Origin of the sequence: Streptomyces sp. NPDC090021, assembly GCF_044748225.1 — a bacterium.
Classification (GTDB): Bacteria; Actinomycetota; Actinomycetes; order Streptomycetales; family Streptomycetaceae; genus Streptomyces.
The window spans coordinates 23,360-36,595 of sequence record NZ_JBIVFO010000007.1 but is presented as its reverse complement, the minus strand read 5'-3'; the positions used below and the strand labels follow the sequence as shown (position 1 = coordinate 36,595).

General features: G+C 67.8%; 19 protein-coding genes. 5 read left to right on the top strand and 14 right to left on the bottom strand.

The features are described 5' to 3' along the window. Positions 1-13 precede the first annotated feature (13 nt). The 14 genes from ACIPXC_RS06905 to ACIPXC_RS06840 form a co-directional block, all read right to left on the bottom strand. The gene (locus ACIPXC_RS06905; protein WP_401614259.1) at positions 14-508 is read right to left on the bottom strand and encodes a hypothetical protein; all 495 of its coding nucleotides are present in this window, start codon (positions 506-508) and stop codon (positions 14-16) included. Beyond that, positions 508-891 (bottom strand): DUF5403 family protein, encoded by a 384-nt coding sequence (locus ACIPXC_RS06900; protein ID WP_401614257.1) that lies wholly within the window; start codon positions 889-891, stop codon positions 508-510. Before ACIPXC_RS06900 ends, ACIPXC_RS06905 begins: the two co-directional genes overlap by 1 nt. Beyond that, positions 891-1,139, bottom strand: coding sequence for a phage head-tail adapter protein (locus ACIPXC_RS06895; protein WP_401614255.1), 249 nt, complete (start codon positions 1,137-1,139; stop codon positions 891-893). Before ACIPXC_RS06895 ends, ACIPXC_RS06900 begins: the two co-directional genes overlap by 1 nt. Positions 1,140-1,222: 83 nt before the next feature. Then, positions 1,223-1,681, bottom strand: coding sequence for a hypothetical protein (locus tag ACIPXC_RS06890; protein ID WP_401614253.1), 459 nt, complete (start codon positions 1,679-1,681; stop codon positions 1,223-1,225). A gap of 65 nt (positions 1,682-1,746) precedes the next feature. Then, entirely contained in the window at positions 1,747-2,808 is a 1,062-nt protein-coding gene (locus ACIPXC_RS06885; protein WP_401614251.1) for a hypothetical protein, read from the bottom strand. Between the two features lie 78 nt (positions 2,809-2,886). Further along, entirely contained in the window at positions 2,887-3,396 is a 510-nt protein-coding gene (locus tag ACIPXC_RS06880; protein WP_401614249.1) for a hypothetical protein, read from the bottom strand. 1 nt (position 3,397) lies between these two features. Beyond that, positions 3,398-4,420, bottom strand: a complete 1,023-nt coding sequence (locus tag ACIPXC_RS06875; RefSeq protein ID WP_401614247.1) for a hypothetical protein — start codon at positions 4,418-4,420, stop codon at positions 3,398-3,400. Positions 4,421-4,434: 14 nt separating this feature from the next. Then, a complete protein-coding gene (locus ACIPXC_RS06870; RefSeq protein WP_401614245.1) occupies positions 4,435-5,862 on the bottom strand; it encodes a phage portal protein in 1,428 nt (475 codons plus the stop codon). A gap of 32 nt (positions 5,863-5,894) precedes the next feature. Continuing rightward, positions 5,895-7,553 carry a terminase gene (locus ACIPXC_RS06865; RefSeq protein WP_401614243.1) on the bottom strand — a complete coding sequence of 553 codons (1,659 nt, stop codon included), beginning with the start codon at positions 7,551-7,553 and terminating at the stop codon, positions 5,895-5,897. A 16-nt stretch (positions 7,554-7,569) separates the two neighbouring features. Further along, positions 7,570-7,998, bottom strand: coding sequence for a hypothetical protein (locus tag ACIPXC_RS06860; RefSeq protein WP_361586572.1), 429 nt, complete (start codon positions 7,996-7,998; stop codon positions 7,570-7,572). Next, positions 7,998-8,222 carry a hypothetical protein gene (locus ACIPXC_RS06855; RefSeq protein WP_401614240.1) on the bottom strand — a complete coding sequence of 75 codons (225 nt, stop codon included), beginning with the start codon at positions 8,220-8,222 and terminating at the stop codon, positions 7,998-8,000. The genes ACIPXC_RS06860 and ACIPXC_RS06855 overlap by 1 nt, the downstream gene beginning before the upstream one ends. A 9-nt stretch (positions 8,223-8,231) precedes the next feature. Beyond that, entirely contained in the window at positions 8,232-8,546 is a 315-nt protein-coding gene (locus ACIPXC_RS06850; RefSeq protein ID WP_401614238.1) for an HNH endonuclease, read from the bottom strand. After that, positions 8,547-8,708, bottom strand: a complete 162-nt coding sequence (locus ACIPXC_RS06845) for a hypothetical protein (RefSeq protein WP_386363217.1) — start codon at positions 8,706-8,708, stop codon at positions 8,547-8,549. A gap of 250 nt (positions 8,709-8,958) precedes the next feature. Continuing rightward, positions 8,959-9,468 (bottom strand): DNA cytosine methyltransferase, encoded by a 510-nt coding sequence (locus ACIPXC_RS06840; RefSeq protein WP_401614236.1) that lies wholly within the window; start codon positions 9,466-9,468, stop codon positions 8,959-8,961. Positions 9,469-9,850: 382 nt separating this feature from the next. Here ACIPXC_RS06840 and ACIPXC_RS06835 point away from each other — a divergent pair, with 382 nt between their 5' ends. The 5 genes from ACIPXC_RS06835 to ACIPXC_RS06815 all read left to right on the top strand — a co-directional run bounded on the left by ACIPXC_RS06835 (position 9,851) and on the right by ACIPXC_RS06815 (position 13,209). Continuing rightward, positions 9,851-10,156 carry a hypothetical protein gene (locus ACIPXC_RS06835; protein ID WP_401614234.1) on the top strand — a complete coding sequence of 102 codons (306 nt, stop codon included), beginning with the start codon at positions 9,851-9,853 and terminating at the stop codon, positions 10,154-10,156. A gap of 2 nt (positions 10,157-10,158) precedes the next feature. Continuing rightward, on the top strand, positions 10,159-10,608 hold the full coding sequence (locus ACIPXC_RS06830; RefSeq protein WP_401614232.1) for a Pycsar system effector family protein: 450 nt from the start codon (positions 10,159-10,161) through the stop codon (positions 10,606-10,608). Between the two features lie 848 nt (positions 10,609-11,456). Beyond that, positions 11,457-11,861, top strand: a complete 405-nt coding sequence (locus tag ACIPXC_RS06825; RefSeq protein WP_401614230.1) for a hypothetical protein — start codon at positions 11,457-11,459, stop codon at positions 11,859-11,861. An 81-nt stretch (positions 11,862-11,942) separates the two neighbouring features. Continuing rightward, entirely contained in the window at positions 11,943-12,770 is an 828-nt protein-coding gene (locus tag ACIPXC_RS06820; RefSeq protein WP_401614228.1) for a hypothetical protein, read from the top strand. Positions 12,771-12,840: 70 nt separating this feature from the next. Then, positions 12,841-13,209, top strand: coding sequence for a GNAT family N-acetyltransferase (locus ACIPXC_RS06815; RefSeq protein ID WP_401614226.1), 369 nt, complete (start codon positions 12,841-12,843; stop codon positions 13,207-13,209). The last annotated feature ends 27 nt before the right edge of the window (positions 13,210-13,236 follow it).

Here is a 13,236-nt window from a genome sequence, read left to right as displayed (position 1 = left end):
GAAAGGGAACTGGTTAGGGGGTGTAGGGGCGAGTCCGTGGCTTACGGATCTGCACGTCGTAAATCGACTCGTAGCGCCAGATCCCCGTAGGGAGGTCGGCGTATTGCACGGGCCCGGTCGCCGTCGCCCAGTCCGTTGCGCGTCGCGGCGCGGAATTCAGGTCCACGCGGATGATGTGACCGAGCCGGGGATAGACCTTCTGGTTCAGCCAGGCGTTCCGCATGACGACGCGGACGGCCTCGCTGAGAACCGCCGCGTCTTCGTCTCCGTTGGGGTCGGGCGCGAAGGCGTTGATGACGATGCGGGCCGCGTCGGTGAAGCGGGTGTCGCCCTGCCACTCGCCCCAGGTGGGGTCGCGGCGGACCAGGACGAGCGGGAAGGTCTCGTGCGCGTCGACGAGGGACTTCACGCGAATTCCGGGGAGGCCCTCGCGCAGCACCGCGAGGAGGAGATCCTCGACGGGGGACAGCTCTGCCATGGCCTTGATGTGGTCGGGGAGTCCTGCCATCAGTCGAGGTGCACCTTGCCCTTCCGCTTCTTCGGGAGGTTCGCGGCGCGGGCCAGGATGAACAGGCCCTCGGCGGCCGGGATCACGTCGAGGTACGTCGTGCCGTCCTTGCGCTTCTTGACGACGACGGATTCCGCGCGGCCGTACTCGATCGACAGGGCGGCGTCCTTGCCCCGCTCGTCGTCGAGGATCACGTACTTGTCGATCCGGCCGTCTTCCACGTCGATGTGGGCGTGGCCTTCCTGGCGGTGCTGGAGGAGGAGGGCCTCGGCTCGCGCGGCGACTTCGAAGCGGGCCTCGTCGAGAGACCGCTGCACGCCGGGCATACGGGCGAGGTACTCCTCCAGCTTCTTGCCGGCCACGCTGTCGTAGATCTCTGCCATCAGGGCCGCTCCCGAATGTCGATCGACCAGTGCCGGGTGCGGCGGTCGCCGTGGTGGTAGGCGGGCGGCGTCACGATGTCCCACATGCGGCCCTGGTACTCGATGCGGGACCAGAGGGTGACGCCCTCGACATGGGCGTCCACGATCATCCGCGTCACGTTGATCTGCTGCTGGCCGGGCACCTCCGCTTTGCCGGACCGCTGCGGGATGAAGGCGGCCCGCACGGTAACCGGGTGGTCTTCGTCCACGGTGATCACGGTGTTGCCTCGGCGGTCGGTGACTTCCTTCGTCCGCCATACGCGGGCCGTCTGACCGCGCCTTCGCTGCACGCTCACCAGGGGCTCACCCCGTCACTGAACAGGGGGAAAGGGTCGCCGCTGTAGTCGACGGGGACGTGCCCGGCCGCGTCGCACAGGGGGAGCTTCGTGCCCCAGGCGGAGACGGGTGCGCTGTAGATGCCGCGCTTGCGCCCGGCGAGTTCCTCCAGGAGGCGGATCTCCTCGCGCGAGAAGTACACGGTGCCGGCGTCCCGGCCGATGTCTGACCAGGCCAGCGTCTCGTCTCCCGCCCTGGACTGCGTGTAGCCGTTCGGGTTGCGCATGTACCGGGCGGCCGACTTCAGCACCAGCGTCTTGACCAGCCGGGGCGCGGTGTCCTCGGGCCAGTCGCGGCCGTAGGTGGCCGCGAGGTCCGAGGCGTCGTCCAGCGCGCCCGCCGCGATGCGCAGCTCGTCTTCGTCCAGCTCCCAGTCGAGACGGCCCTTCAGCTCGTCGAGTGTGGCGTACGCCAAGCTGACTCCTTTCGCCGGGACCGGCGGCCATGCAGGTCCAATGTTTACACGGCCGCCGAGCGGGATCAGGCGTTGGCCGGGTCGGTCTCGGCCTTCATGCCGGCGGGGGTCCACACCTTCGCGTCGGAGACGCCGGTGATCTTGGCCAGCTCGGACGAGGCGGCCGGGTAGTTGGACGCGCCGTCGAGGGTGAGCTTGATGCCGCGCACGAAGTGCTCGCCGGTCGAGACGATCTCCTTCTCGTTCGCCGCGTCCCAGCCGACCAGGACATCGGTCACCGAGCGGAAACCGGCGTAGGTGTTCACGACGGAACGGTCCTGCATGTAGAGCGGGTCGTAGTCGCGGACCCAGCGGAGCGCGATGTTCTCGAAGGAGGTGGTCGCGCCGTACGGGACGGACTGCGGGACGCTCGGGGCGCCGGACAGGAAGATGAACGCCGAGGAGGCGAAGGCGTACGCGGCGTCGGCCGGGATGGTCTGGTCGACCACGATGCGGAAGCCGAAGCGGTCACCGATGCTTGCGGTCCGCAGCGCGGTCTCGGCCTCGGAGTCGCCGACGTTCTGCGCGAGGTTGAGCTTGTCGTCGTTCAGGAGGGCCGACTCGAACTCGGTGCCAACCAGGAGGTAGCGGCCCTCCTTCGGGGCGTGGAACGCGTTCAGAACCCTACGGGCCTCGATCAGCGCGCCGCGAAGGTTCTGACCGGCGTTGCCGATGACGGCGTTGTAGGTCTGGCCGGTCAGGAGGTTGACCGCCCGGCGCTGGAGGCCGCGAGCGACCGCCTTGGACTGCGGGCGCAGGAGCTTCGACCAGTTGTCGATGTCGAAGTCGTTCTGCTCATCGGTCAGCTTGACGGCCGAGTACACGTTGCCGCCGAAGGTCACGGCGATGGTCCGCTCCGCGTACTCGTCGAAGACGATCGGGGAGCTTCGGTCGTTGCGCCACGCGTAGTCGTGGAACGGCAGGATGCCTTCCACCTTCATGGAGATGGTGTCGTTCTCGGCGCCCTTGAACTGGTCGACGCCCTGCTTCTGGAACAGGTTCGGGATGATCAGCTCCTGTTCGAGCATCCCGACTGCGGCGTTCACGAGCTTCTGGGGCTTGACTACCTGGTGCTGAGGGGTGGGCAAGGGAGCTACCTCCGGGGGCATGAGGAAACCCCCGGCCGAGTCAGCACGGGGGTTGAGTAAGGGGGGTCATCGGGGGCGCTAGAAGCGCCGGGTGCGCCGCGCGAGCTTGCGCGGGTCCATCTCGCCGTCGTCCTCGTCGTCGGACGGCGTGAGGCCGCCTCCCAGTGCGGGAGGGGTGGCAGGGGTGACGAATGCCTGAAGGGCCTTCGCGTCGGCTTCCAGCTCCTCGGGAGTGGCGCCGCGCAGGCGTCCGGCCAGCGCTTCGGGAAGGTCGTACTTCCGGGCCACGGACGCGACAACGAGCGAGTGCTCCAGCTCCGCGTTCTTCTGCCGCACCTCGGTCAGGGCCGCCTCGAACTCCTCGGGCGACTTGGCCGAGGAGAGCTTCGTCTCGGCGTCCCGCAGGCGGGTGCGGTAACCGGCCGCTTCGCCGCGAACCTTGGCCAGCTCCTTGCGGGCCCAGTCGGGCAGTTCGTCTTCCGCCGCGCCGCCGGCACCGGCCTTGTCGTCCGGCTTCTGCTCGTCGTCCGGCTTCTGCTCGGGCGGAGTTTCGCCGGTCGGCTTCTCGTCAGGCTTCTCTTCGGGCACTTCACGCCTCCGGGGCTGTGTCAGTGGACTGCCGCGCCTCCTGGGCTGCGGCTCGTTGCTTGCTGCGGATGAAGCGGCGCCAGACGGTCACCGCGGCCTTTCCGCTGTGGCCCTTCGTGACCTTCGGCCAGAGGGCCTCGTACTGCCGCGAGAGCGCGGTCAGCTCGCTCGACTGGTACTGATCCCGGCTCCAGACCGGCATCGCGTAGCAGTTGCAGTTGTTGTGGTACTTGTCGCCGTCGTTGAACAGCGCGGACTCGCGGCTCTTGTAGACCGGGCCCCGGCTGATCAACATCGCGCACCAGCCGCACGGCGTACCCGTACGGGACAGACGCACGTACCCGAGCGCCCGCCGGTCGCGGCGCATGTGGTTCCAGTTCGTTGACCGGGCGCCGTTCATCGCGACCCGGCTCGCGGCTGCGGCCTGCTGCGCGCCCGCCTGGCGGTGGGCCTCATCGGGGTCGGCGTCCTCGACGGTCAGGCGCCGGTCGAGGTTCGAGGTGCCGAGCGCTTCCAGTGCGATCCGAAGCTCGGCTTCGGCCTGGCGCTCGATGCGCTCCTCTTCCTCGCGAAGCCCTTCGAGATCCTCGACAAGAACTCGCTCCCAGTCGGGCTCGTCCTCTTCCACAGGCTGTGGGTCTGGGGGGCGGGCTTCCCCGTCATCGACGGTCGCGGCCTCGCCCCCCGGCTCGGTCGGCGGCTCGTAGTCGCCTGCCAGTTCCGCGAACTCCCGGCGCAGGTCTGCCAGGGTCACGTACGACGGTTCGGGGTGGTAGGGGTCGGCAACGGTCCGGCCCGTCTGAAGTGCTCGGGCAAGCCGGTAGTAGGCCCGCGCGAGGTCCCGACTCTGCCGGCGCCTGCTCATGACGAGCGTGATGGCCTTGCGCAGCCAGGCCCCAGCGGTCGCCGCCCGCCGCTCGACCGGAACGTCCTGCCACAGGGCCAGGGCCTCGGCTGTGGTCCTGGCCCCGATCTCCGTCAGGGCGGTATGGAAGGCGGCTGCAACCTCGTCGGTCTCGGCCATGCGGGACAGGGCCACTACGCGGCCACCGCCACCGAATCCGCGGTGACCGGCTCAGGGTCCGAGGTCGCCCGTGTCAGCGCGGAAGCGAGCTGGCCCACGGAGTCTTCCTCGTCCGCGAGGTCGTCCCACTCGTCCAGCTCGGTTTGCGTGACGTTCGGGACTCGCTTCCACAGTCCCTTCGCGGGGATGCCGAGCTGCTCGCGCAGCTTGCCCAGCGCGTCAGCGGACTGGGCGAGCGAGCGCTGTTCCATGTCGCGCCAGATGACCTCGCCCGTGAAGTCGTCGACACCGGCCGCGCTCCCCAGCTCGGCCGCCAGGCGGAAGACCCTTTCCCAGGCTTCGCCGAATCCGGTACGGAACTCCTGGATCATGCGGCTGAGCGAGATCTCGGCGGCCTGGAGAGCCTCCGCCGACAGATTGGCGATCTGCCCCAGCATCGCGTGCGGAGGCACCTGCGCGATGGCGCTCAGGTGCCGGATGCTCATGTCGATGGACTCGATGAACCCGGCGAGCGGAGTCTCGTCCAGCGATCCAAACTTTACATCTGGATCTTCCGCGAAGAGGAACCGTTTCGCGTTGTGATTGATCGGCAGGGGGATCGGGTTGCCCTGCTCGTCGTAGACGACCTCGCCCGTCTCCGGATCGCGCTGGACCGGCGGGGCCATGCCCGTCACGGTCCTGACCTTCGTCGAGCCGTACGACTGGGCGAGCAACAGGTCGAAAATGGTCTGATTGATTCTGTTTTGCAACGGGATCATCGGCTCGATCACGCCGACCGTCCGGCCTTCGAGGTCGACCGACGCCGCGAAACGGGTGACCGGGCACTCCGAGGCCCCGTGGCGCTTGCCCCTGACGACCTTCACGCCGTTGGCGTCGTCAAGCGACTTGAAGCGGACCGCGTACTCGAAGCGGCCGTCCCACATGCGGGCGGTGCCGGCGACTTCAGCGACCGGCCAGGCCGTCACGGTCAGGGCCGCGTGCGGGGTGTCGTCGTTCGCGGGGTCCTCGTACAGGGCGGCCGTCCGCAGCGCGGACAGGCCCTTCGTCAGGACCACGCCCTTGACGCGCTCCGTCAGGGTGAAGCTGTGCCCGTACGTCAGCGCGCCCTTGTAGACGGCCGACTGCCGGGCGTCGAGGCGGGACCGCTGCCAGTGCTCCCACTGCGGAGAGGTGAGGTCGGTCGCTGAGCCCTTGCCCTTGTCGTCACCCGCGCGGTAGCCATCGACGTAGAGGGCCTGCGCTGGGGTGTTGACCAGGAGTGGCGTCCAGTTCGAGATGGCGCGCTTCGCGAGGAGCCGGTACTCGTCGTCCGCCATGGCGGGCATGTACGGGTCGTCATGCTTGCCGTGGAGGTAGTTGTCGATCCGGGTCAGCCGGTCGTTGTCCCGGCCAAGGATGGCGAGGAGCTGCACCGCCAGGGCGGTGGGCGTGGGGTCGGCCATGGTTCACCACCCTTGGTCCAAAGTTTACATTGCTACAGGAAGAAGCCCCGGCCGGTCCGCTTGCGGACCCGCTTACCTCGGGCTCGAAGATCGAAGAGGGCCTCGTGCGCGAGCATCAGCGCGGCGTAGGCGTCGACCTTCTTGGGCGACTCCCTGCTTTCCTTGCCGAACGAGACGCCGTAGTTGTTCACCCGGCGCCGCGCGTTGAGGACGTGCCGGCGCAGCTTCAGGTCGCCGTCGTGGCGGAGCTTCCTGTCGAGAATGGAGCGCATGAGACGCTCGTGCGCGAGGGTCGAGGACTTCAGGCTCGACCGCATGTCCCAGCCGATCGCGTCCTTGCCGGGCGCCTTCACGGCCAGGCCCTCGCCGTACGTCTCCGACCACTCGGAGATGTACGACTCCCAGAGGGCAACGTCGGCGTACATGCCTTGCACCGAGAAGACCCGGAAGGCGTCGTGCACGGCCGAGTCGACCTCGGCCTTCGGGACCTCCCAGTTCTTACCGGCCGGGCCGTCCGGCTTCTCCCACAGGCCGATCAGGAAGGCGGCCATGTCGGAGACGCGAACGGCAACCAGTGCGGTCGCGTCGTCCCGGAGGCCGCCGTCGAAGCCGACCGTGATCTCGTCGCCGGGCTTCAACGAGAGCGAGGTGTCCCGCAGGACATCCCACTCGGCCGGGCCGTGCACCGCGTCCTCTTCGGCGACGATCTGATTCAGGTACATGCGCCGCGAGCGCGCGGCCGAGATCGTCAGGTTGAGGACGGACTTGATGATCGACTCGACCTTGAGCCACACCGCGTCACCCCTGATCTTCGGGATGACGACGCGCAGGGCCTCGGCCGTCAGGGGCGTCGCGGGGTGCGCCTCGATCGAGTCGTACAGCGCGCCGACATCGGCCGCCAGGCCCGCCCGGACCTTCTCGTACGCCTCGCGCATCCGCTCGGCCACGCTGTCTTCGCCCGGCATGAAGGCGTTGGTGATCGACAGGTAACGGCTGTCCATCTTCGTGGCGTTGCCGTCGATGGTCTCGTACATCTTGACGCCACCGTTGCCCAAGACCCAGTGATGGGTTTCGTTGAGCAACGTGAAGGTGGTCCGCTTGCCCTCGATCGCGCGGTACGAGCTGGTCACGGCCTGAAGGCGCTTGCGCCCCCGGTCCGCCCGGATCAGCTCGGCACCGAGCTTGATGCCGTACGTCGAGATCAGCTTCTCGGACATCAGGACCGGCAGGTAGCCCATGGTGTTTACCGTCTGCTCCTGGCTGACGGCGGTCACCTGCACCCACGCCTGCGGGTGCGGCTTGGCCACGGGCTCGCCGCTCTCGTCCCAGTGGGAGAAGCGGCTCGGCCCGACGAACTCCACGAGCGAGATCACGGCGAGCAAGGGGTCCTTGCCCCAGCCCTTGAGCCTCTGCAAGACGCCGGTCCGATAGACGAACTCGCCGTCCTCGTCGATGGCGTACCACCACAGGAGGAAACGAAGCTGCTCGCGGGTGAACTTCCAGGGGACGCGCTTCTCGTCGGTCGAGCCCTCGCCGTCGAGGTACTCCGCGCACCATCCGGCGATCTGCCAGCCGAGCGTGCGCGCCGGCAGCTTCCACTGCCCGAAGGCGTCCTTCTGCCAAGTCGGCCCGTGGAACTCGGGCTCCAGGGCCTCGATCTCTTCGAGGGTGAGTTCCGCCTTTACGGCCATGGCTCACCCCCCGAGATCAGGCTTCGAGGCCGAGATCCTTCTTGTAGTCAGCGATAGCGAGGACCGCCGCGGATTGCTCCTCGGGCACAGGCTCGTGCAGCTCGATGCGCACACGGCGCCGGTCGCCCTCGGCGACGAGGAGCCGCTCGAAGGCGCTGTAGATGGTCTGGAGCATCTGCCCCGACCTCTTCCCTGACTTCTTGTAGAAGGAGAGGTCTTCACACAGCGAGTAGGCGAGGGCCCAGTCGCTCGCCTGGTAGAAGTCGGCCTGGCCGGACTCCTTCAGGGAGTCCCATAGGCGCTTCGCGATCGGGTGCCAGGTGCGGTCGCCGTTCGGGACCTTCGTAGGCCGGGCGACTCCGCGCGACACCGGCTGGACATCGCCGCCCTTGCGTTCGCGGGGGCGGGCGAGGTCGTCCTCGCGGTTGGGTACGGGGCCGGGCATCAGAACACCCCGCCCGTCAGGAAGTGGGCGGAGAGCCAGGCCATGAACGCGACCAGGACGAAGCGGCGCAGTCGGGTGGTCCGGTCCGGCACGGTGCCCTTCGCGGTGTGGAACCAGCGCCAGACGTGCTCGGACAGGGTGTCGCCCGGCTGCTTCCGGTAGAGGGCGATGCCCTCGATCACACAGAAGGCGGCGATCCATGCGGCCCATGCGGCAGTGAACATGTCCACCCCCTACATCAGGCCCGGGTGGGCCTCCGTCCGCCTGAAGCGCTTATTGATCTGGCGCCGCCGCGCGGCGAGTGCGAGGGCTCCCTCGCGAGAGGACTTGGCCTGGTGATGAAACCCGCAGAGCGCTCGTAGGTTGGTCTCTCGATGGTCATCACCAGGCACGATGTGGTCCACGTCCGTGGCCAGCTCCTCGCAGCGCTCCCCGTACTGATCGCGGTGAGTGCAGCGGTGGCCGTCGCGGCGCAGGATGCGTATCCGGATGCGCGGCCAGTCCGCCGGCAGACGCTCGCGCCTGTCGGACGAGGACCAGTTCGGCATCTACACCTCCAGGTCGAGGAGCGCGGTGAACGCGAGCGCGGCCTGCTGGGGCACGACGCCGTTGCCGAGGATCTGGAGTTGCTGTCCGCGCGTGAGGCCGGGGACGGCCGTGACGTGACCGAGGGGGAGGCCCATGAGCCACTCGACCCACTCGGCAGTCACGCGGGGACCGCCCTTGCGCCCGGCCTCCGTGGGAGGTGGCGCTGCTCGGCCGGTCACGTCCTCCCACTGTCGGATGGTCGGGAGGTACTCGCCCCACCAGTGCGCGGGGGAGCGGGTGCCGGCCACCGCGGCTTCGGGGGTGCGGCCTTCGCGGATCGCCTCCGAGTACGGGAGCGAGTAGCACGCCTCGTCGTCGAGGGTCGGCCCGTGGCCACCAGCTCGACGTTCGGCCGGCGGGCGTGCGCCGCCGTTAGAGCCCAGGTTCGAGGTCGGCGTCTTCAGGGGTCGCGACACAGAACCACCGGTCACGGAGGTGAGGGGCTTGAGCTGCGGTAGCTCGTACGCACACCCACCGCGCGCTGTACCCGATCTCGGCCAGGTCACCGAGGACGACGCCGAGGCCCCGCGTCCGGATGTTTGAGACGTTCTCCAGGAAGGCGGCCTTGGGTCGAATGATGCGAACTGCGTCAACGACGTGGGTCCAAATTCCAGAGCGAGAGCCTCGTATGCCAATCCGGTTCCCCGCAATGCTGATGTCCTGGCAGGGGAACCCTGCGGTGATTACGTCGACTTCGCCGACGAGCTGAGACCAGTCGATCTCGCGGATATCGCCGAGATTCGGGGCGTCCGGGTATCTCTCGGCGAGGACTGCACTCGGGCCTGGAGCTGTCTCGGCGACGTACGCCACACGGCCACTGACCAGGGGAGCTACAGCCATACCCAGCCCGCCGTACCCGGCGCAGAGTTCGAGGATCTTCAAGTAGACCCCCTTGAGCGGAGTACGTATGTACGTACTCCGTCTTCACCAGGTGGCCCCTTCGGGGCCAAGCCTGCAATTCGCTTAGGAGCAAGGCGTCTTCATGCTGGCGAGCCCCGCTAGGGGCTCAAGCCTCGCGGGTCTTGCGACTTACGTACTTACACTTATAAGTCGCTAGTTGATCTTGCTTTCGGAAAGGCGACGACCAGTGACCTGCGTCACATCTCGGCGGCGCCCGAAGGGCGACGGCGAAGAAGTACAGCGGCGAAGGAGCAGTGCCGCCCGGAGGGCGGACAGCGTAAAGACGGCAAGCCGCTGTGGCGGCCGTGAGGCCGCCCTTCATGAAGACGCCCTACGTGGAGTCGAGCGCCGCTAGCCTGAAGTCATGACGAACGATGACCGGCCCACGCTGAGGGCCGCCATGGACCCCCTCGACGACTTAGTCCTTGCCGTGCGGGGTGACGAGAACAGCGGCACACCGGACTACGAGCTGCCGCCGGCGGTCACCCTCGACAAGGCGTCAGAGGTGCTCGGGCTGAACCCGGCCGAGGGCCTGAGCCTGGCCAAGAGTGGCGCGTACCCCGTGCCCGTGATCAACGTCGGCCCGGAGGGCTTCCGAGTCGGAACCGCACACCTCATCCGCGCCGTAGGACTGGACACGGTGCGCCGAGCCCTGCGCGTCGAGGGGTAGCGGTGCGCAGCGCAGACGACCACCTCGCCCAGGCTCACGCCGAGGTGATGACCGAGATCGCCCGCACAGACAGCAAGGCATCGGCACTGCTCACGGCGCTCGGGATTCCGCTGGCCGTGCTGGTGGCGGTGCTGCCCGGACGCGGGCTCCCGGTCGCCGGCACTGTGCTCGCCGGGATCGCGGTGGCGGGCATGGTGGCCGCGATGTTGTCCACCCTGTTCGTCCTGCGACCTCACATCAGCCATGCGACCGAGGGGTCCTTCCTGCGCTGGGCCGAGTGCAGCGCGGACGAGGTGCTCGCCGACCTGGCCGTGGACCGTCGTACCGCGCAGCTTGTCGTCCGTTCGCAGATCGCCCGCCGCAAGTTCGCGGCCCTGCGGACGGCCATCCACATCACCGCGGCCTCGGTCTCCGTTCTCGCGCTCGCGCTCCTCGTCGGCCTCGTCGCGTAGCCCTCATTCCTGTGCAGTGCCGGCAGCCTGGTGACGGGGTGGGCACACCGGTGCTGACCTGCGGAAACTTGCGGTGCAGGGGTGCGCGCGCTAGCGATCTCGTCGACCCAGGAACCGTGGCAGAATCCGAGCTGCTAAGACGTGGCGGCCGGAAAAGCCTCCGGCTCGGGGTCATCCCCCCACCCCTCCGCCCACAGCCGCGCGAAGCGGTCGCACAGCGCGCAGGTCGGTCGCTTGCGGGTGAATCGGACATCGAGGCGCCATGCCGGCCGTTCGCGGGCATAAACGGGCATGTAGGCGCATGAGTGATCATCCATCCCACAGTTACACGCAAGCTCACGCAAGCGTCACAGCGCCATCGATGGGCGCAGAGTGTATGAGTGCAGACAGGGCAGGGCAGACAGGCCAGGCCGGGACGGAGCGCACAGCGTCACAGGTACGCGCGCGTAGAGGCTGAGGACTACGGCACCCAGCGGGCAGGGTTGCAGTGCGGCCGGACGGACGTGTTAAGGTGTGACCACACCACGACGAACGGCCCGGCAACGGGGCGCACGGATGGCACGCAGAACCGGGAAACCGCAGCTCACGCAAGGGAGTTGCGGTACGGACCGGAGAATGTGTTAAGGTGTGACCACGCCGAACGGGCCGCAAGGTCCGGGAGGGGTAGCGCTAGCGGCCACACGGTCCGGGCGGTGGGACAATGGGAGTGCCTACCGCTGACCAGGCAAAACGCGAAACTCCGAACGGCAAGCGTGATAAGGTGAGACCACGCCGAACCAGCCCGGTTCGGCAAAAAAATACCGGCTGGTGTAAACTTTGGACCAGCCCCACACGGAAGACCAGGTCACATGACCGAGTACGTGTTCAGCGACGCCGACCGCCAGTACGGCAAGCGCGTCGGAGTCAAGAAGTTCGACACCGATTTCAGGTGCTACCAGTGCATCGACTTCTCCTTCTACGAGCGGGAGGTTACCGAGGCGGACGCGGAAGAGCGGTGCTCCTACTGCGGAGGGTTCGTCTTCATCACCCCCCAGGTGATCGTTCAGCTCGAAGCCCCGAAGCCGGTCGGTTCGGTCAACCTCGTCAAGCGTGAGGTTCAGCGGTTCGACCTGCTGACCATCTCGTACAACCTGTCGCGCCGCCTCGAAGAGGTCTCGTACGCCTACGACAAGGCCCGGCAGCGGATCGCGGAGCTGGAGGCCCAGCTCGCCGAGCGCGAGACCGCCGGTTTCGTCGAGACCGTCGACTTCTAAGCCCCAGGTGTAAACATTGTACCGGCTGCCCCTACCCACACAGGGAGAGGGCGGGGGCAGCCCCTCTCGAAACGAGGAAACATGATCAGCTACCAGTGCGACGACGACACCCTGAGCGAGTATGCGTGTCGGCTCCTGGAGCGCCCCACGAACTTCGGCGGTGACGATCGGTACTACCGGACGCACGCCCCGGTCCTGGCCAAGGCCGACTACTCCGACGACATCTTGGCCGAGTCCAACTACAAGACCGCGCTCGACCTCCTCCGAGCCGCTGCCGATGACGGCCGCGACGACACCGAGGTCTCGGACGAGCACGTCATCGACGCCGGCATACGCCATTGGGCTATGGGCTACTGCTCCGAGATCTTCGTGCAGGTCTACGAGGGCGGCTGTGACGAGGACTGCACGGGACCGTGCGCCACGGAGTGCGGATACCCGAAGTCGTGCGGCTGCGAGGGCAACCGCGACGAGTGCATGACCGCCTGCCCGTCCGACTGCGACGGTGAAGCCTGGGTCCACCAGGGCGAGTGCACGGGCAACTGCGACGGCACCCGCACGTTCACCGCCGCATGGCGTGAAGCGTGCTCGATCCTCTCCGCACTGGAGGGCTATCCGATCCTCGACGAGTCGGACTACTCCGAGCGCGAGTACGAGCGCTGGCAGTCCAACGTGAACGAGGCCCTGGAGCGGGCCCAGCGCGAGTACGAATACGACACCGAGGCGCAGACGGCCGACATCGCCGACTCCTGCCACGAGTCCCTGTCGGACCTGTACGGCTACGAGCCGGACGGCGGAATCGACTGGGAGAAGGTCGAAGACATCTACCGCGAGGCCCGGGATGCCTACTTCTCCCGCCTGGCGAACGAGCACCTGAACGCCCCTCTCGCGGGACAGCTCTCGCTCGCCTGACCCCCCCGACCGCCGTCCCTCCCTGACTCCCCTCTCGGGGAGGGGCGGCCCCAGCTCCGACAGGACAGCCATGCTCAAGCCCGGTTACACCAGCCTCGACCCTGAGTGGCTCGCCCCACTGCGGGACCGCATAGCCACCGAAGCTCCGGGGGTCGACGTGTGGATCTCGTTCGACTCCGCCGGCCACCTGGCCCTGCACAAGCTCGTCGTGCCGCGAACCCTGCGCAACCAGGGCATCGGAACCCGGGTCATGCGCCTCCTCACCGCCGAGGCCGACCGCCAGGGCGTGACCGCGACCCTCTCCCCGTCGAGCGAGTTCGGCGCCACCAGCGTGCACCGCCTCCGTCGCTTCTACCGCCGCTTCGGCTTCAGCGTCAACGGGGGGCGAGTCAAGGACTACACGACCGCCCACTCCATGATTCGGCGCCCCTCCGCCTGACCTCACCAGCTCACCTACCGCGAAAGC